The following is a 19074-nucleotide window of genomic DNA, read 5'->3' on the forward strand; positions in this document are numbered from 1 at the left end:
TTGCTAGGAACCCACGGCACAGACGGCGGAACGCCGCCCTGTGTCCAGCGTGCTGCGTAATGCCCAATGTGTGAGCAGCCGCGCCAGCAGCGCGCTTTCTTCTTCCGGGTCGAGGCGGCCGTCGGCCCGCGCCTGCCCGATGACGGCGAACGCCAGCGACGGCGGCGCGTCGTACAGCCGCTGCGGCGCGCGCCGCCACAGTGAAAACAGCAGCGCGAGGCGGCGCGGCTGGCGCTGCTGTACACCCAGCGCCAGCCCCAGTGCCCGCCCCCGCAGCGCGGCGGGCCGGTGCCGCGCCAGCAGCCTGGCCAGCGCCGGCATGCTGTCCTGCAGTTGCCGCATCAGGCGCCGCAGCGCGGGCGGCAGGCCGGTCAGCGGGTAATACGATTCCCACAGTTCCGCCAGCCGCCGCCATTGCGGATGCGGGTACAGCAACTGCCCCATCGCGCAGCTGAGCTTGACGCGCAGCCAAGGCATCGGGTGCGGATCTTCCGTGTCGAGCCGGAACACGAACACGCGCGGCAGGCTGACCACGCCCATCAGCCCCAGCGTCGCCACCACGCCGACCCGCGCCAGCGACCAGAAATCCGCGACGATTTCGGAAATCCAGCGCTCCCACAGCCGCCACACCCGGGGCGGACCGCTGGCGCCCCGCTGCATGCCCTGCAACACGGGCCGCAGCGAATTGACCAGATCGAGCAGCGCCGCGCCCTGGTGCCCCACTTCATGCACCAGCGACGACGCGATGCCGCTGCCCACCATGCGCTCGCGCGGCACGCGGATGATGGCGACGGGGTTGTCGCCGCCACCCGGCAGGCGCGTGCGGGCGCGCCGTATCGCCGCACCCGGGCCCCGGTCCAGGTAGCAGATCACGGGCGGCGCGGTGTAAGGCTTGCCCGGCAGGCGCAAGGCATCGTCCGACACCACGTCCAGCCCGGACAGCCACACGCCGTTTTCATGTTCGCTGCGCTGCGTGATGACGTCGTTGAACAGGTCGAACTGCGCCAGCGCCGCGTTGAATTTCAGCCGCAACACGGTGAAGCGCCGCTGGGCTTCGGCCGCGCTGCTGTTGCGGCCCGCCGGACCGCGCAGCCACGCCAGATAGCCATCGACCAGCCGCCGCAGTTCGCGCCGGCCCTGCGCCAGGTGGGCCTCGATGGCCGCCTGCGACGCCGGCGACAGCGCGGCGGCGGGCACCATGGGCTCGATCAGCGCAAAGGGCCGCACGCGGGACAGGCGCGCCAGCATCGAGCGGGCTTCCTGCGCCAGCATCCAGGCGGCGTAAGGACTGATGGCCATGATGGATCACGCGCCGTACAGGACGATGGTGCGGCCCTGGCGCGTCCAGCGCCCCGAGCTGCCGCCGTTGCCGCCATTGCCGCCGCCAATGCCACCCGCCATGCCACCGGCGCCGCCCGCCCCCATGCCACCGCTCGCCCCCATGCCGCCGCGCCCCATACCGCCCCGGGACGGCGCGCCGCATTGACCGCCGCCCTTGGTCAGCAAGCCAGGCGCATGCTTGCGCGCGGCGGCCGTGGCGGCCTGCTGGGCAACGGCGCGCGGATCGCCGCCGCGGGCCTGCGACGCGCCTTTCACGGTATCGGCAGCCAGCCGGACGAAGGTACGGGCGCCTTCGAATTCGCGGTCTTCGCCCGACATTTCACCTTCCGCTTCCAGGCCCAGCGCGCCGCCGGCAGCCGATGCCAGGCCGCTGCCGATCTTGGCGCCCAGCGGGCCGCCGAAGTAGCCGCCAATGGCGCCGCCGGCCAGCGGCAGCGCTTTTTTCGCCACGCCTTTCAGCACACCTCCCACCGCCTGTCCCACCGGCGAACGGATGACATTGCCCGCAAAGTTCGCGGCCTTTTTCAGGAAGCCGCCGAGGAATTGTTCCAGTTCCGCTTCATTGGTCACGGACAGCAGTTCGTTGGCCAGTTCCATTTCCTCGGCTTCGGACAGCAGGCCCGTTTCGCCGCCCCATTCTCCCTGGCCGAACTCGAACTGTTCGCCTTCGTAACCCATTTCCTGGCCGAACTCCAGGGTCGTGCGATCGATGTCATGCATGATAGTCTCCGGTGAGGGTGATACGACAAACGCCGGAACGGACACGCCGCCCGGACCAACAATCACTGGTGCTACGAACCGGGTGGCGCGGCGGCCCGCCCGGCATGGTGCAGCAAACCGGGGGCGTGGCGCCGCGCCGCCTGGGCCAGCGCCGCCTGTACCCGCCGCGGCGCGTCCTGCGCATCGCCGCCGGCCGCCAGTTCCTGCGCCGCGCCGCGCATGAAGCGGGACAGTTGGCGCGCATATTCGAATTGCTTGTCTTCCGGGCTAAGCCCTTCCAGCTCCAGCCCGAACAACGCAATGGCCTTGCGTTTCACGTCCGCCGTGCCGGACGGCCACAGTTGCCGCGCCAGGCCCGCCAGCGTACGGCTGAGCAGACGGCCGGCCGGGGTGCGCAGCACGGCGCCGCCGGACGGATGGCCTTGCGCCACCAGTGCGGCGCTGAAGGCGGGCAAGCGGCCGGTGGCGGCAGCCTCCAGCAGCGCCGCACCGTCGGCCAATTCCTCATCGGCTTCCCTGCCGCTGGGCGTATACACGCTCCATGCGGGATCGGGCCGGTAACTGAGCAAGCGCTGGTTGACGTTCATGGCGGCATCTCCGGAAACGGCGCGCGGCGGCGCCCATGCCTGGACTGGTGCAAGCGCCATGCCAGGAGCCGGCGCGGCGGGAGTGCGTGGGGAAATGGGGAGCGGACGGCGAACCTTGCTTCGCGGTCGCCGCCGGATGGGATGCTTTGCGGCGAAGGGACCTTCGCCGCGGCAGGAAAGGATCAGGCCACGACAGCCAGGGTCAGCGTGGCGACATAGCCATCGGTGGCATTGCCCGACATCGACGCCAGTTGCAGCGAATAGCCGTCGCTGAAGATATTGTCGGTCGTATAGCTGATGCGGGCCAGGTTGCTGACGCTGGTGCTGTAGCCGCTGGTCGCATAGACTTCGTTCAGGGTTGCCATCGGGAACGTGAATTGCGACGTCTTGATGCGGTTCGACGCACTCGCCGCCTTGGCCAGCGTGGCATACACTTCGAAGTGCACGTGCGGCATGCGGCCGTCGTAGCAACCGGGGAAGATGGTCGTGAACGTGAGCTCGCCATTGGCGTCCGCTTCCTGCACGCCGCGCAGGTAATTCTGGTCCGTCACGCCGGACGAATACAGCGAATAGCGGCCTTCGCGGTCGCAATGCCACAGGTAGACGGCGAAATTGGCCGCGTTGCCGCATGCGTTATTCGCGTTGAGGATTTTCAGCTTGATGGTCAGCGGGACACCGGCCGCCGTGCCGGTCGGACCATTGAAACTGCTGCGGATATCCTTGCGCACCACGCCGCTCATGGTCAGCACGTTGACGACGCCGCTGCTGTTGCTGTTGGTGCCGTCACCCGGGTACGGGCCGCCCGTTTCTTCGGGAATCACGCTGCAGGTGCCGGTGGTGGTGGTGGTGGTGGTGCCGGTGGTGGTGCCGGTCGTGCTCGACCCTGTGGTCGTGCTGGTCGTGCTGGTCGTGCTGGTGGTGCCGGTGCTGCCGGTGCTGCTGGTGGAAGCGGCGTCGCTGCCGCCTCCGCCGCAGCCCAGCACCGGCAATGCCGCCGCCGAACCTGCCATGAGCCACAGCATGGATTTGCGGCGGCCAATGGACAGCTTGAGCATTTGGTCGAGATCAGCCTGCAGGCCGTGGTCATGGGAATGCATGGTGTTTCCTTTACTTATACCGAAGTGTTGATGAGGTTGCCGCTGCTGCCTGCACCCGGCAATTTGTCCGCCAGCGTTTGCAGGAAGCTGGCCAGTTTGCCGCCCGCGCCGGAGGTATCCGAGCCCAGCGCCTGCAGCAGGTTTTCAAAGGCGCTTTCCAGCGTGGTGGACGCGCTGTCCGTGGCGCTGGCGGTGCTGTCCGTACCTTCCGTGCTGCCGGTGCCGCCGGTACTTTCCGAACCGTCCGTGGATGAACTCCCCAGCTTGGAAATCAGGCTTTGCAAATCCGCCGCCAGCCGGCCAGGACCGCCCCCGGGACCGCCGGGGCCACCCGGCCCGCCGGATCCGCCACCGGGCGGCCCGTAGGCCTGGCCATCCGGCGGCTGCCCTCCCTGCCCGCCGGCCCCCTGCTGGTGCAATGCACCCATCAGTTCATGCAGGAAGCTGCTCAGCGCCTGTGCCGCGTTGCCTTGCGTATTGGTGCCGGCGCCATCCGTGCTGGCCGTGGCCGAGCCATCGTCCGCCGCACCGGTGGCAGTCACACCGATGGATTGCAGCGCATCCGCCACGGCGCCCAGCAAGGCGCCCCCGTCGGGCGGTGGCGGCGGACGATGGGCGGGACCGGCGCCGCCCGCGCCGGAGTTCTGTTGCACCTGCGATACCGAACTGGCCTGGCTGGCCGCGCTCGAAGAAGTAACGGACGCAATGTTCATGGGTTCTCCTGATTCCGCTTACAGGCGTGGGCCGTGCTGCGGCATCGCGGCCATGCGCTGTTCGACTTGCTTGCGCTGCTCCGCCGTCAACACCGCCAGCAGTTTCTGGTCCGTGCGCACCCGGGCCAGTTCCAGGTTCGTCATGGCTTGCGCCGCCGCCTGCGACAGCGACGCGGCCCTGGCATCGTCATACTGTGCGCTGGAGGCCAGCGCATGCAGCGCCTCATGCGCCTTGCGCAGCGCCTTGTCCTGCTCACGCATGTATGGCGCCTGGCCGTGCAGGATGGTGAAGACTTTGTCTTGCTGGGCTTCCGTCAAGTTCAGGCCGTGCAGGAACGGTGGCGGGCCCATGGGACGGGGACCGCCGGGACCGCCCTGGCGGCCTTGCGGTCCGTGTCCCTCCGGCGCGCCTTCGCCGCCGGCGTGCGGTCCACGGCCAGGCATGCCCGGGCCGCCTTGCATGCCGGGGCCGAAGTGGCCCGGGCCGGGACCCATACGGCCTTCCGGCGCCGGCATTGCGGCGACGTCATCGGCCGTGGCGACGCCGAACGGCAGCGCCAGCGCAGCGGCCAGGACGATTCTTTGTACGATTTGATTTTGTTTGGTTTTCATCGCGGCTCCTCGGTGGTTGATCGTTGTTTGATCGGTGCAGCCATTGTCTGGCGGGACAATGTAAAGCGCGGTAAGCGCAACGTAAAACCATGTAAAGACCGCGTCACGCGGCGGTGTAAAAGCGGGTAAATGCACACAATCGCTCCATGCTTGTCGGTTATGATGAATCATCGAAATCCAACATAAGCTGCATGATGAGCAAGGTTTTATTGATCGACGATGATGTCGAACTGACGGGGATGTTCCAGGAATACCTCGAGCAGGAAGGGTTTGACGTCAAGACGGCGCACGACGGCGAAGCGGGCGCCGCGGCCGCGCTGTCCGGCCTGTATGCGATTGCCGTTCTGGACGTGATGATGCCGCGCATGAATGGACTGGAGACGCTGCGCCGCATCCGCGCGCACAGCAATATCCCGGTCCTGATGCTGACGGCGCGGGGCGACGACACCGACCGCATCGTCGGCCTGGAACTGGGCGCCGACGATTACGTGGCAAAACCGTGCACGCCACGCGAACTGACGGCGCGCATCCGTGCCATCCTGCGCCGTACGCTGGCGGCGCCTGCCGATACGGCCAGCATGGCGCCGTTGGTGGTGGGCCAGTTGACGATGTGGCCGGAACAGCGCCGCGCCACCTGGGCCGGCAACACTATCGAACTGACCAGCACGGAATTCAATTTGCTGGAAGTGCTGGCCCGTAACGCCGGCAAACCCGTCAGCAAGAATATCCTGTCCGAACAGGGGCTGGGCCGGCCGATGGCCCGCTTCGACCGCAACATTGACGTCCATCTCAGCAGCCTGCGCCATAAACTGGGCACCATTGCCGATGGCCGCTCCTGCCTGCAAACCGTCTACCGGCTCGGATATCAGCTGATCAAGGATTGACCGTGGGCCGCCTGTTCTGGAAGTTCTTCCTTTCCATCCTGCTGGCGCAGTTGGCGGCCACGGTGGCCATCGGCGGCGCCGTGTGGCTGAAGAACCGTGACGCGAGTCCGCCGCGGCGCTATGAGATCGATACGGGTCCGCGCGCGGAAGACGCGATAGCGTCGGCTGCCGCAACCCTGGAATTCGGCGGCGTCAAGGCCATGCAAAGCTTGCTGGAAAATATGGACCGGCACCGCGTGCACGCGGTCGATGAAAAGGGCCATGAATTGCTGGGCCGGATCGTCAAGCCCGGCGCCGTGCTGGCGGCGCGCGAAGTGCTGAAACAGGGCGACCGCCAGCGCGTGGTGCGGGAAGTCAAGGCGGCCGACGGCCACCAGTACTTGCTGTTCCTGCCGCAGCCCGAACCTCCCGGTCCCATGGGTCCGGGCACACCCCAGATATTCTCGGGGGCGGGCCTGGCTGGCCTCACCGCTGCCGCATCGGCGTCGTTCGGCGAGCACGGCACGCCGCCGGACGGGCCGCGCGGGCGCGGGCCCGGCGACATGGGTGGAGGCCACGGAGGATACCGTGGCGCGCGGGATGATTTCAATAACGGCAATGGCCCCGGCGGCGGCTATGGACCACGCGGTGGCCCTGGTGGTCCTGGTGGTCCCGGAGGCCCTGGTGGCCATGGAGGACCTGGCGGACCCGGAGGACCGGACGGACTCGGTGGACCTGGCGGTCCCGGTGGCCCCGGCGGCCCGCAACGCTTCCAGCCGCTGACGCCCTTCATCCCGATTGCCGCCGCGGTCATTGCCAGCCTGCTGTTTGCGGCGTTGCTGGCGTGGTATTTCGCGCGCCCGATCCGTTCACTGCGCCAAGCGTTCGAAGCGGCGTCCCAAGGCGACCTGCAACCCCGCTTCGCCCACACGGCCGGCAAGCGGGGCGATGAGCTGACCGACCTGGGGCGCGATTTCGACCGCATGACGGCGCGCCTTCGCAGCCTGATCGATGGCCAGACGCGCCTGATGCACGACGTGTCACATGAATTGCGTTCGCCGCTGGCGCGGCTGCAAGCGGCCATCGGCCTGGCGCACCAGCAGCCGGACAAGGCCCACGCCACGATGGAGCGCATCGAACGGGAAAGCGTACGCATGGATAAGCTGGTGGGGGAATTGCTGACGCTGGCGCGGCTGGAGTCCGGTTCCGTCACGGCGCCGAAGGAACCCGTCAATATGGCGGAACTGCTCGATGAAATCGTCGCGGATGCGGAATTCGAGGCAGCGTCGACCGACCGCGCCATCGAGTTGCGGGGCGACGCGGACGTTGCCGTACTGGGCCAGGCAGACTTGCTGGCACGCGCCATTGAAAACATCGTGCGCAACGCCATCAAGCACAGCCCGGCGGGCGGCACGGTGCGGGTGGAACTGGAGGTGGACGAGGCGAAACAGCGCCTGGCGATCCGCGTGCTGGACCGGGGGCCGGGCGTCGCCGAGCAGGATCTGGCCACCATCTTCCAGCCCTTCTTCCGCAGCACGGACACGCCGAAGGACGTCGAAGGCCATGGCCTGGGCCTGGCCATCGCCCAGCAAGTGGTGCACACGCATGGTGGCGCCCTGACGGCCGCCAACCGCGACGGCGGCGGCCTGTGCGTGCAAATCACGTTGCCGATCGCCTGAAACGACAACGGCGCGCTCTGTTGCCAGGCGCGCCGTTCGATTGCGGATGTGGCGTTATGCCTTCGGCAGCGTCACGCCATGCTGGCCCTGGTACTTGCCGTTGCGGTCCTTGTACGACGTTTCGCAGATCTCGTCGCTTTCAAAGAACAGCACTTGCGCGCAGCCTTCGCCCGCGTAGATTTTCGCCGGCAGCGGCGTGGTGTTGGAAAATTCCAGGGTCACGTAACCTTCCCATTCCGGCTCGAACGGCGTCACGTTGACGATGATGCCGCAACGCGCGTAGGTCGATTTACCCAGGCACACCGTCAGCACATTGCGCGGGATGCGGAAGTATTCGATGGTGCGGGCCAGAGCGAACGAGTTCGGCGGGATGATGCAGACATCGCTTTTGATGTCGACAAACGAATTGGAATCGAAGTTTTTCGGGTCGACGATGGTGCTGTTGATGTTGGTAAACACCTTGAATTCGTCGGCGCAACGGATGTCGTAACCATAGGACGACGTACCGTACGAAATCACTTTGCGGCCATCCTGGGCGCGCACCTGGCCCGGTTCGAACGGCTCGATCATGCCGTGCTGCTCCGCCATGCGGCGTATCCATTTATCGCTCTTAATCGTCATCGCAAAACCATTCTTTCAAGATTGCAGGCAGGCGCCAGGGCCCGAACACCCGGGATTTTACAAGAAAGCCCTGCCTTCAAGAACAATTTTGCAATTTGCCGGCGATTTTCAAGCCCGGCGGCGGCGATGGTAAGCGTCGCGGTTGCCCGTGGTTTCCAGCAATTCCGTGATCATTTCGTGTATGGTTTGCGCCGTCAGTTCCGGCGACTCCATCGGGAACAGGTGGCCGCCCGGCAACATGCGGATATGCTTGCCGACCAGCCGGTGCGTCGCTTCCAGCCCCGCCATGCGGTTTTCCTCCGACTCGGTGCCGCCGATAAACCCGGCCGGGACCTGCAAGCCGCCGCCCACCAGCTTGCCGACATGGTGTGGCAGGCTGCGATAGACCGCCGTCTCGTTTTCCCGCGTAAAACGCAGTTGCACACCGTCCGGATGGGGTTTCAGTCCCGAATCGATATAATCGCGCAGCACGCCGGGCGCCCACGCGGCAAATAAATCTTTCGATGCGAAATGCTGGTACGCCGCCTCGGCATCGGGCCACACGTTGCGGCGCCGCGCGGAAAAACGCGCCGGCGAAAATTTGTCCGCAATCGGCGTCTTGCGCATCATGCGCAACACCATCGCACGCCAGCCCGCCACCACGGGCGAATCGAGCATCACCACACAGCGCACCAGGTCGGGACGCTTGGCCGCCGTCATCACGCTGAGCATGCCGCCCAGCGAATGGCCCAGCAGAATGACCGGTTCCGTGTAGCGTTTTTCCAGCTCGTCCGCCAGTTCGCGCACCAGGTGCGGCCAGCCCGTGCGCACGGGATAGGCGGGATTGTGCGCATGCATGTCGAGTGCGCCGATGCTGTAATGCTCGCCCAGCAAGTCGAACAGCTTGCGGTAGGTGCCGGCAGGATAGCTGTTGGCATGGGCAAAATGGATTTGTGGTTTTTTCACGGCGTGCGGCCTCCTTCAAGGGCATTGTAAAGAGGCTGCGTCATTAATAAGTAGAACGCTTGCTCTAATCTTTGGCTGGCTGCGGTGGCGCGGGCGCCGCTGGTTTCTCAACAATGAGGACGTGCTGATTGACGGCCTTGTCTTGCCGGCGCTGCTGGACAACCTGGGTGGCCACGGCTTTTGGCGGCACGACGGGTTTCGGGTGGCGGGGAAACAGCATGGCGATCCTTATCGTACAGACAGGGCCCATAGATAAGGGCATATGCCAATTTGGCAAGTCATTGCCGGTACCAATACCGCGCATGGTCGCTGCGGTACGCTTGCACCGCCACGCCGTCGCCCAACGACAGCGTAATGGCCCCGGTTTCATCGGTCCGCAACGACCGGATACCCAGCGCGCCATAGCGGGCCCACACTTGCGGCTGCGGATGGTGGTAGCGGTTGCGGTTGCCGACCTGGAACAGCGCCACCGATGGCGCCACGGCGCGCAGGAAAGCTTGCGTCGACGACGTGCCGCTGCCATGGTGCGGCGCCAGCAGCACGTCCGCATGCAGCCGGTCCGGCGCACCGGCCAGTAATTGCGCTTCCTGCGCCGCTTCGATATCGCCCGCCAGCAGGATGGATTGGCCGCCGGCGCTGATTTTCAGCACACAGCTGCGCGCATTGGGTTTCAGACCGGGATCGCCATAGCTGTCCGGCGCCGGATGCAGGAACGCGAAATCCACGCCATCCCAGCGCCATGCCTGCCCGGCCATGCAATGCATGTGCCGTCGCGCTACCTGCGCCAGCGGATGGTGCGGATGCAGCGACGATGCCAGCCAGGCGACGTCGCTTCCCTGCAAGACCGCCAGCGCGCCGCCGGCATGATCGGTATCGCTATGGCTGACAATCACGCCATCGAGCTTGCGGATGCCGCGTGCTTTCAGATACGGCAGGATGACACGGTTACCGCCGTTCGACTCCGCGGCGTACGACGGCCCGGTGTCATACAGCAGCCGGTGCCCGGCGGTTTCCACCAGCAACGCCATGCCCTGCCCCACGTCGAACGCGATGACGCGCAATTGTCCGCTCACCGGATGATCCGGCTGCGCCAGCAACAGCGGCAGCCACGTCACGAGCCCCAGCCAGCGCACGGGCCAGCCGCGCGGCGCCAGCATCCACGCGGCGCCCAGCAACGCCCAGATAAACGCCCACGCGGGCGGCGTGGGCGCCGGCCACACCGCATGGGGCCATGCGCTGATCCACTGCAATGCCTGCGCCAGCAGCCACACGGCGCCATGCGCCAGCTGCAGCAGCGGCGCCCCCAACGCCGGCGGCAGCAGACTGCCTGCCAGCGCCAGCGGCGTGACGAACAAGCTGATGACGGGGATCGCGATGGCGTTGGCGATGGGGCTGGCCAGCGAAAACTGGGCAAACAGCAGCATGGTCAGCGGAACCAGCCCCACCGTCACGGCAAATTGCACGTGGGCGGCCATGCGCAGGCCGGCAACGGTATTGGCCAGCCACACCCGGGAAAGCCCAAGCCACCCCGCTACGCCGCCGCCTTCGCCAATTCCGCCGGCAGCGGCATGCGCCCTGCCGCCGGCGCTGGTGGCCGGGGTGGCTGTCATCCCGCGACTGTTCGTTAATTGCATATTTAACTCACCCACCACGGCCATTCCGCCGGCGCTGCCGGGACGCCCCGCCGTCGCATACAGGATCGCCGCCACCGCGCCAAAGGACAGCCAGAACCCCGGCCACATCACGGCCCACGGATCCAGCAATACCGTGACGAACGCGGCCAGGCACAGCACGTGCGTGATGCCGGCCAGCCGGTCCAGCCACAGCGCCACGGCAACCACGGCCAGCATGTACAAGGTACGCTGCGCGGGCACGCCAAACCCCGCCAGCAGCACATAGGCAAACGCCGTCAGCAAGCCCGCCAAGGCGGCCACCTTTTGCGCCGGCAGCAGCAACGGCAATTGCGCACCGGTGAAAAACGACCGGCGCCACAGCGCGGCGGCGGCCCATGCCACCAGTCCCGCCAGCATCGTGATGTGGAGCCCGGAGATGCTGACCAGGTGGGAGATGCCGGTGCGGTTGAAGACGTCCCAGTCGGACTGGCTGATGGCGCGCTGATCGCCGATGACCAGCGCCACGATGACGCCGGCGTATTCCTTGCCTGGCAGCGCGCGCGCTATCCGGTCCCGCAGCGCCGCCCGCCCCCGTTCCACCGCATTGCCAAAGCCCGGCACGAAGCCGGCCAGCTTGCGATTCGACGCCTGCTGCCGCACGTAGCCGGTGGCACGAACGCCCTGTTCCAGCAGCCACAATTCGTAGTCGAAACCATACGGGTTGGCATTGCCGTGCGGACGTTGCAGCCGTACCGTCAATTGCCAGCGCTGGCCGGGACGGATATCCGGCACGGCAGTGGTATCCATACGGCTATCGGCAAACCATGACACGGAGATGCGCGGTGGCACGCGGATGACGGCATCGTGGACCTGCTCCACCGCCAGGTTGAATCGCAGGCCCTGGCTCGAGCGGCCGGGCAAGCTGTCGACAACGCCTGTCAGCGTGATATCGCGGCCTTCCGCATTGACGGGAAGTGCGGGACCCAGGGCGGCTTGCGCCAACAGTGCGGCCCAGTAAAAGCCGGCGGCAAATCCCGTGGCGGCCGCCAATGCCGGCCTCGCAGCCCGTCCATACCGCCAGTGGCACAGCACATGGACCAGCAGCACCGCCGACACCAGCGTGCCGGCCAGTGACCACGCCGGATGCAAAGGCAATGCCGCCTGTTGCTGCAAGCACGCGGCGCCACCGACAAAGCCGAGCAACGCGCAGCGGGACATGGCGGCCTCCGGGAAGCGAAACCCCTATTGTGCGCAACGGGACTGCCCGGCTGTTTGACTTAAGGCACGCCCGTTGCGTCTGGTCCGTCCAGCAACGTCGCCATCCTCGGCAAGATCGCCCTGGCATTGGCCGCCGTCACATCCCTCACCTCTTCCACCGGTATCCCCCGCAACTGCGCCAATACCTCGCCGATGCGCGGCACCTGGTCCGGCGTGTTGACACCCGGATGTATCCACGCCGGCGCGATGTCCGGCGCATCGGTTTCCATGACGATGGCGGACAATGGCAAGTCGGTGGCCAGCCGCCGGATCTGCAACGCCCGCGTAAAGGTCAGGTTGCCGCCGAAGCCCAGCTTGAAGCCGACGTCGATATAACCCTGCGCCTGCTGGAAGCTGCCGTTGAACGCATGGGCGATACCGCCGTTCGGCGTGATTTGCCGCACGTGTTTCAACACCTGGTCCTGCGACTTGCGCACGTGCGTCAGCACCGGCAAGCCGAAGTCGCGCGCGATGCGCAACTGTTCGCGGAAAAACGCAATCTGCTTGTCGCGCATGACGGGCTCGTTGAGCAGCGGGATGAAGAAATCCAGCCCCACTTCGCCAACGCCGATGAAGCGCGGATCGCCCATGGCCGCTTCCACGCGCGCGCGCAGCACGGCCAGGTCATCTTCCGTGGCGTTCGGCACGCAAATCGGGTGGATGCCCAGCGCATAACACGTGTTGCCACGCTGCGCGGCCAGCTGCGCCACCGTGTCCAGGTTGCCCCGGTCGATGGCGGGAATCACGATCATGCCGACGCCCTGCCTGTCCGCATCGTCCGCGATGTCCAGCGTGCGCGCGCCGAATTCGTGGGCGTCCAGGTGGCAATGGGTATCGATCCACATGATCACACTCCTCAGGATTCCTGCTGCAATCCCTGGTCCGTCAGGCGCAGCACGCGGTCGCAGCGGCGCGCCAGTTCCGCATCGTGTGTGACGATGACAAATGCCGTGCCCAGCGTGCGCGACAATTCCAGCATCAGGTCGAACACCTGCTCCGCCGTGTGGTGATCCAGGTTGCCGGTGGGTTCGTCGGCCAGCACGCAGGCCGGCTGCGTCACCAGCGCCCGCGCCAGCGCCACGCGCTGCCGTTCGCCGCCGGACAATTCGCCCGGCACGTGCGTCACGCGCTTGGCCAGGTTCACGCGGGCGAGAATTTGTTGCGCCTGCTCATGGGCAAGCGAGCGCTTCATGCGGCGGATCATCAGCGGCATGGCGACGTTGTCCAGCGCCGAGAATTCCGGCAGCAAATGGTGGAACTGGTAGACGAAGCCCAGCGATGCGTTGCGCAAGTCGCCCCGCGCCGCTTCGCCCAGGCTGGCGAAATCCCGTCCCAGCAAGGACACCATGCCGGTGCTGGGCGTATCGAGCCCGCCCAGCAGGTGCAGCAAGGTGGACTTGCCGGAACCGGACGCGCCGACGATGGCGACCCGCTCGCCGCGCCGCACGTCGAGATCGATACCGCGCAACACGGGAACGGAATACGCGCCCTGCGTAAACGTCTTGCCCAATCCGCGGCACGACAGTACAGCGGCGCCATTGTTGATGTCATTCATAGCGCAATGCCTCCGCAGGTTTCACACGGGCCGCCCACCAGCTGGGGTAAATCGTGGCCGCGAAGGCCAGGATCACGGACACGACGCCGATCCGGATCACGTCCGGCCAGCGCATGTCCGACGGAACGGTGCTGATGTAATAAATATCTCTCGACAGGAATTGGATGCCCAGGACGTGTTCGATGAACGGCACGATGACGTCGATGTTTTGCGCCACCAGCACGCCGCCGATCACGCCGGCCGCCGCGCCCATCACGCCGGCAATACCGCCCTGGATCATGAAGATTTTCATGATCGACGCGGGTGACGCGCCCAGCGTGCGCAGGATGGCGATGTCGGCCTGCTTGTCCGTCACCGTCATCACCAAGGTCGACACCAAGTTGAACGCGGCCACCGCCACGATCAGCGCCAGGATGATGAACATCATGCGCTTTTCCGTCTGCACGGCGGCAAACCAGTTGGCATTCAATTTGGACCAGTCGCGCACTTGCAACTGTCCGCCCATGGTTTTCTTCAATTCCTCGGCCACTTCGGGCGCACGGTGCATGTCCGCCAGTTTCAGGCGCAGCCCCGCCGGGCCGGACAGGCGCAGCATGCGCTGCGCATCCTCGATATGGATGAACGCCATGCCGGCGTCGAATTCCTGGTGGCCCGCCTGGAACACGCCCGCCACCGTGAACGCGCGCATGCGCGGCACCACGCCGGCAGGCGTCACCGTGCCTTGCGCCAGCATCATCGTGACCTTGTCGCCGATATTGACTTGCAGCGCGCGCGCCAGGTCGATGCCCAGCACGATGCGGAACTCGCCCGGCTGCAAGGCTTCAAAGCTGCCGTAGCGCGTGCGGCCCGCCACGTCGGACACCTTCGGTTCTTCTTCCGGCAGCACGCCGCGCACCACGGCGGGCCGCAGCGCTTCCGCGCCGTGCTGCAGCATGGCCTGGGTTTCCACGAACGGCGCCGCGCCCCGCACTTCCGGGTGCTTGAACGCTTGCTGCGCGGCGGCGCGCCAGTCCGGCATGGCGCCTTCCGGCTCGAACACTTCCACGTGCGCCAGTACCGACAGCATGCGGTCCGTGACTTCCTTCTGGAAGCCGTTCATCACCGACAGCACAATGATCAGCGCCGCCACGCCCAGCGCGATGCCGGCCAGTGAGATAAACGAAATAAACGAGATAAAGCCATTGCGGCCGCTGCGCCGCCCGGCGCGCGTATAGCGCAGGCCGACCAGCCATTCGTAAGGGAGGCTCTTGAAGATCATCGGGGCTCCCTTATTCATAGCGCAGCGCTTCGGCCGGCTTCACTTTGGCCGCGCGCCAGCTGGGGTACAGCGTGGCAAAAAACGCCAGCCCGACAGCCGTGGCGGCAATCATGCCGACGTCGCCCCAGCGCAAGTCGGACGGCACGGCGCTGATGAAATAAATATCCTTGGACAGGAATTTCATGCCCAGCAAGCGTTCGATCGCCGGCACGATGACGTCGACGTTCAGCGCCAGCAGCACGCCGCCGGCCACGCCCATTGCCGTGCCCAGCACGCCCACCAGCGCGCCCTGCACCATGAAGATCTTCATGACGGATGCGGGCGACGCGCCCAGCGTGCGCAGGATGGCGATATCGGCTTGCTTGTCCGTCACCGTCATCACCAAAGTCGCCACCAGGTTGAAGGCCGCCACGGCGATAATCAGGGTCAGGATAATGAACATCATGTTCTTTTGCGTATGCACGGCGGCGAACCAGTTGGCGTTTAATTTGGACCAGTCGCGCACCAGCATGCCGCCGGCCAGCATCTGCTTCAGCTCCGCCGCCACGATGGGTGCACGCTGCGTGTCGGCCACGCGCAGGCGCAGGCCGAACGGCCCGTCAAAGCCCAGCAACTGTTCGCCGTCTTCCAGCGCGATATACGCCAGGCCCGCGTCGAATTCATTGTGGCCCGCCTCGAACGTGCCGGCCACGGTAAAGATGCGCATCGAAGGCGCCGCATTCAGCGCATTGGCAGGGTTGGTACCGCTCTGCGCCAGCGCCATCGCGACCTTGCCGCCCACGGTGACTTCCAGCGCCTTGGCCAGTTCCACGCCCAGCACGATGTTCCAGGAGCCCGGGCGCAGCGCATCGAAGCTGCCCTGTTTGACCAGGTGCGTCACCCCGGACACCTTGCCTTCGAATTCAGGCAGGATACCGCGCACGATGGCGGGCCGCAGCTTGTCGCTGCCGTGCACCAGCATGGCCTGGGTTTCCACGAACGGCGCGGCGGCCTTGACTTCCTTGTGCTGCGCAGCCTGGCGCGCCACCGCCTGCCAGTCCTTCATGCCGCCGCCCCGCACGTCATACATTTCAATGTGCGCCAGCACCGACAGCATGCGTTCCGTGACTTCCTTCTGGAAGCCGTTATACACGGACAACACGACGATCAGCGCGGCCACGCCCAGCGCAATGCCGGCCATGGAAATGGCTGAGATAAATGAGATAAAGCTGTTACGGCCGCTGCGCTTGCCCGCACGCGTATAGCGCAAGCCGACCAGCCACTCGTACGGCATGTTCGAGGGCTTGATCGATGGCGGCGCGCTACCCGCGTGGGAGCTGCCGGTGCTGCTGGGTGAAGTCATGGGACCCGGTCAAAAACATTGCAAGCCCGGATTTTGCCACATTAGCAGCATTTCATGCGTGAAACAGATAACCGATGGAACGCTTTATGCCCCGGCCAGCTGCACACTTCTCACACATTGTCACGACGCGGCGTTAAAATGGTGGGTTATGAATCAGCTCACTGCCGTCGTTCCCTTCGCCCTCGTTCCCACGGAACTTGCCTCAGACCTCCAGCGCGCCTTGCAAGCCCCAGCCTTGTCCTGGCTGCTGGGCCGCCATGCCGCCAGTACGGTGGTCCGGACCGAGCCGGACACGCGCCTGTTGCCGCACGAAGCCTGGCTGATGCACCGTATCAACATCGGCAGTACCAGCGACAATGCGCCGCTGGCCCATGCCGCCATGCGCGCGCTGGACATCGCGCCGCCGGCGGGGTGGTGGTTCATCGTCCACCCGGTACACCTGGCGTTGGCCCGCACCCACATGGTGCTGGGCGACCCGCGCAAGTTGCATCTGGATGACGCCGATGCACGCGCCCTGTTCGACGCCGCCAAGCCGTATTTCGACGAAGTCGGCAAGACCCTGCTGTACGGCGATGCGAACACGTGGTTCATGCGTGCGGATGACTGGCGCACCATGCGCACCGCGTCGCCGGACGCGGCAACCGGCGAAAATCTCGCTGACTGGATGCCGGACGGCCCCGCAAAGCGCGAGTTCCGTCAACTGCAAAACGAAGTGCAGATGCTGTGGCATGCGCATCCCGTCACCGCGGCGCGCGAACTGCGCGGACTGGTTCCCGTGAATTCGTTCTGGATGTGGGGGGGCTCGGACAGCATGCCGCCAGCGCTCCCTGCCCTGGCGGAGTCCGCATGCCTGCCCTGGCTGTCCGTCCTGGCCACACCGGCACTGCGCGGCGCCGGGGTGGCGACGGTATTGGCCCATCCGCACGACACGATCGCCGTGCTGGGCGAAGCGATGCCCGCCGGCAAGGAAGCCGACTGGTCGTCCTGGCTGATGTACATGCAGCAGCTGGAACAGCAATGGTTTGCGCCGCTGCTGGAAGCGCTGCGGAGTGGACGCCTCAAAACGCTGGAACTGGTGCTGACCAGCCGCACCCATACCGTTACCTACACGATCACCAAAGGCGCACTGCGTAAATTCTGGCGCAGCCCTTCCCTGCAAGGCTTGACCGCATGACCCGCATCGCTATCCGTCCGTGTCCGTTCCGTGAATCCGAAGTCCTGCGCCAGGGCGGCGTCCACCCCGTGCTGGCGCGCCTGTTCGCCGCGCGCGGACTGACCGATCCGAAGGAATTGTCCAGCGAACTGGCGGCGCTGACGCCGCCATCCGGCTTGCTGCACATCGATGCGGCCGCCGTGTTCCTGGCCGACGCCATTGCCGCGAAAAAGCGCATGGTCATCGTGGCCGACTATGACTGCGATGGCGCCACCGCCTGCGTGGTGGCGCTGCGCGGCTTGCGCCAGATGGGCGCCAACGTCGATTTCATCGTCCCCAACCGTTTCGAATACGGTTATGGCCTGACACCTGAAATCGTGGAATTGACGGCGCGCGAAAAGCAGCCGGACATCATCATCACGGTCGACAACGGCATTGCCAGCGTGGATGGCGTGCTGGAGGCGAACCGGCGGGGCATCGAAGTGGTGGTGACGGACCACCACTTGCCGGGCGATACACTGCCTCCCGCGCGCGTGATCGTCAATCCGAACCAGCCGGCCTGCGGCTTCCCCAGCAAGCACCTGGCCGGGGTCGGCGTCATGTTCTACGTGCTGCTGGCCTTGCGCGCCGAGTTGCGCAAGCGCGGCGTATTCGACGCCGCCACGCAACCCAAGCTGATCGAATTGCTGGACCTGGTGGCGCTGGGCACCGTGGCCGACGTGGTGAAGCTGGACGCCAACAACCGCATCCTGGTGGCGCAAGGCTTGAAACGCATGCGCGCCGGCGCCATGCACCCGGGCGTGTCGGCCCTGTTCCGCGTGGCGGGACGCCAGGCGCGCACAGCCACACCGTTTGACCTGGGCTTCGCCGTGGGTCCGCGCCTGAACGCGGCAGGCCGCCTGGAAGACATGTCGCTCGGTATCGAATGCCTGCTGACCGATGACGAAGACCGCGCATGGACCTTGGCGCAGCAGCTCAATGAAATCAATCTGAAACGCCGTGAAATCGAAGCGGAGATGCAGGATACGGCGCTGCTGCACCTGGACGAATTCGAGCCCGCCAACAGTTCGACGATTGCCGTGTTCGACGCGTCGTGGCACCAGGGCGTGATCGGCATCGTGGCGTCGCGCCTGAAAGAAAAGTTTTACCGCCCCACCATCACGTTCGCGCCGGCCGGCGACGGCTGGCTCAAAGGTTCCGGCCGCTCGATCCCCGGTTTCCACTTGCGCGACGCGCTGGACCTGGTGTCAAAGAAAGCGCCCAGCCTGATCGACAAGTTCGGCGGCCACGCGATGGCGGCGGGCCTGACGATCCGCGCCGATGCGTTCGACTCCTTCTGCGCGGCGTTTGAAGCCGTGGGGCGCGACTGGCTGTCGGAAGCGCAGCTGGAACGGGTGATTGAAACCGACGGCCCGCTGGACGACGATTGCTATACGACGCAATTCATCGCGCTGATGGATGGCCAGGTCTGGGGCCAGGGCTTCGCCCCGCCCGTGTTCTGCGACGAATTCCGCGTGATCAGCCAGCGCATCCTGAAAGAGCGCCATTTGAAACTGCTGCTGGAGAAAAACGGCAAACGCTACGACGCGATCTGGTTCGGCCACACGGACGCGCTGGGCGACCGTGCGCGCGTGGCGTTCCGGCTGGATGCGAATGAATATAACGGGGTGACGCGGGTGCAGTTGCTGGTGGAGCATGCGGAGCCGGCGTAAGCTCCG

At 66.0% G+C, this 19074-nt stretch carries 17 protein-coding genes; 4 read left to right on the top strand and 13 right to left on the bottom strand.

Translation table 11 applies throughout. The annotated features are described in order from the left end of the window. Window positions 1–3: 3 nt before the first annotated feature. The 6 genes from GJ700_RS23680 to GJ700_RS23705 form a co-directional block, all read right to left on the bottom strand. A complete protein-coding gene (locus tag GJ700_RS23680; RefSeq protein WP_154378567.1) occupies window positions 4–1299 on the bottom strand; it encodes a hypothetical protein in 1296 nt (431 codons plus the stop codon). A 6-nt stretch (window positions 1300–1305) separates the two neighbouring features. Next, entirely contained in the window at window positions 1306–2061 is a 756-nt protein-coding gene (locus GJ700_RS23685; protein ID WP_154378569.1) for a hypothetical protein, read from the bottom strand. Between the two features lie 71 nt (window positions 2062–2132). Beyond that, window positions 2133–2708: a hypothetical protein gene (locus GJ700_RS23690; protein WP_154378571.1), complete on the bottom strand. Its 576-nt coding sequence runs from the start codon at window positions 2706–2708 to the stop codon at window positions 2133–2135. A 122-nt stretch (window positions 2709–2830) separates the two neighbouring features. Further along, window positions 2831–3745 (bottom strand): dioxygenase family protein, encoded by a 915-nt coding sequence (locus GJ700_RS23695; protein WP_154378573.1) that lies wholly within the window; start codon window positions 3743–3745, stop codon window positions 2831–2833. 14 nt (window positions 3746–3759) lie between these two features. Then, window positions 3760–4458, bottom strand: a complete 699-nt coding sequence (locus GJ700_RS23700; protein ID WP_154378575.1) for a hypothetical protein — start codon at window positions 4456–4458, stop codon at window positions 3760–3762. 18 nt (window positions 4459–4476) lie between these two features. Beyond that, the gene (locus GJ700_RS23705; RefSeq protein ID WP_154378578.1) at window positions 4477–5070 is read right to left on the bottom strand and encodes a Spy/CpxP family protein refolding chaperone; all 594 of its coding nucleotides are present in this window, start codon (window positions 5068–5070) and stop codon (window positions 4477–4479) included. Window positions 5071–5264: 194 nt separating this feature from the next. Here GJ700_RS23705 and GJ700_RS23710 point away from each other — a divergent pair, with 194 nt between their 5' ends. Next, a complete protein-coding gene (locus GJ700_RS23710; RefSeq protein ID WP_195763996.1) occupies window positions 5265–5954 on the top strand; it encodes a response regulator transcription factor in 690 nt (229 codons plus the stop codon). Between the two features lie 2 nt (window positions 5955–5956). Further along, window positions 5957–7612 carry a sensor histidine kinase gene (locus tag GJ700_RS23715; RefSeq protein WP_371868095.1) on the top strand — a complete coding sequence of 552 codons (1656 nt, stop codon included), beginning with the start codon at window positions 5957–5959 and terminating at the stop codon, window positions 7610–7612. Between the two features lie 54 nt (window positions 7613–7666). On the opposite strand, the gene dcd is transcribed toward GJ700_RS23715, so the two are convergent. The 7 genes from dcd to GJ700_RS23750 all read right to left on the bottom strand — a co-directional run bounded on the left by dcd (window position 7667) and on the right by GJ700_RS23750 (window position 16134). Next, entirely contained in the window at window positions 7667–8233 is a 567-nt protein-coding gene (gene dcd / locus GJ700_RS23720) for a dCTP deaminase (RefSeq protein WP_154378584.1), read from the bottom strand. A 108-nt stretch (window positions 8234–8341) separates the two neighbouring features. Next, a complete protein-coding gene (locus tag GJ700_RS23725; RefSeq protein ID WP_371868096.1) occupies window positions 8342–9178 on the bottom strand; it encodes an alpha/beta fold hydrolase in 837 nt (278 codons plus the stop codon). 278 nt (window positions 9179–9456) lie between these two features. Further along, complete coding sequence (locus GJ700_RS23730; RefSeq protein WP_154378586.1) at window positions 9457–12009, bottom strand: DNA internalization-related competence protein ComEC/Rec2; 2553 nt, start codon at window positions 12007–12009, stop codon at window positions 9457–9459. Between the two features lie 59 nt (window positions 12010–12068). Continuing rightward, the gene (locus GJ700_RS23735; protein WP_154378588.1) at window positions 12069–12893 is read right to left on the bottom strand and encodes a TatD family hydrolase; all 825 of its coding nucleotides are present in this window, start codon (window positions 12891–12893) and stop codon (window positions 12069–12071) included. Window positions 12894–12904: 11 nt separating this feature from the next. Then, the gene (lolD, locus tag GJ700_RS23740; RefSeq protein WP_154378590.1) at window positions 12905–13603 is read right to left on the bottom strand and encodes a lipoprotein-releasing ABC transporter ATP-binding protein LolD; all 699 of its coding nucleotides are present in this window, start codon (window positions 13601–13603) and stop codon (window positions 12905–12907) included. Further along, complete coding sequence (locus tag GJ700_RS23745) at window positions 13596–14861, bottom strand: lipoprotein-releasing ABC transporter permease subunit (RefSeq protein WP_154378592.1); 1266 nt, start codon at window positions 14859–14861, stop codon at window positions 13596–13598. Before GJ700_RS23745 ends, lolD begins: the two co-directional genes overlap by 8 nt. A gap of 10 nt (window positions 14862–14871) precedes the next feature. Beyond that, on the bottom strand, window positions 14872–16134 hold the full coding sequence (locus GJ700_RS23750; RefSeq protein WP_229507218.1) for a lipoprotein-releasing ABC transporter permease subunit: 1263 nt from the start codon (window positions 16132–16134) through the stop codon (window positions 14872–14874). Between the two features lie 289 nt (window positions 16135–16423). Between GJ700_RS23750 and GJ700_RS23755 the strand changes: the two genes are divergently transcribed. Both GJ700_RS23755 and recJ read left to right on the top strand, forming a co-directional pair. Further along, window positions 16424–17377, top strand: coding sequence for a hypothetical protein (locus tag GJ700_RS23755; RefSeq protein ID WP_229507207.1), 954 nt, complete (start codon window positions 16424–16426; stop codon window positions 17375–17377). Then, entirely contained in the window at window positions 17374–19068 is a 1695-nt protein-coding gene (gene recJ, locus GJ700_RS23760; protein ID WP_154378598.1) for a single-stranded-DNA-specific exonuclease RecJ, read from the top strand. Before GJ700_RS23755 ends, recJ begins: the two co-directional genes overlap by 4 nt. Window positions 19069–19074 lie beyond the last annotated feature (6 nt).

Origin of the sequence: Pseudoduganella rivuli, assembly GCF_009674485.1 — a bacterium.
Taxonomy (GTDB): domain Bacteria; phylum Pseudomonadota; class Gammaproteobacteria; order Burkholderiales; family Burkholderiaceae_D; genus Rugamonas; species Rugamonas rivuli_B.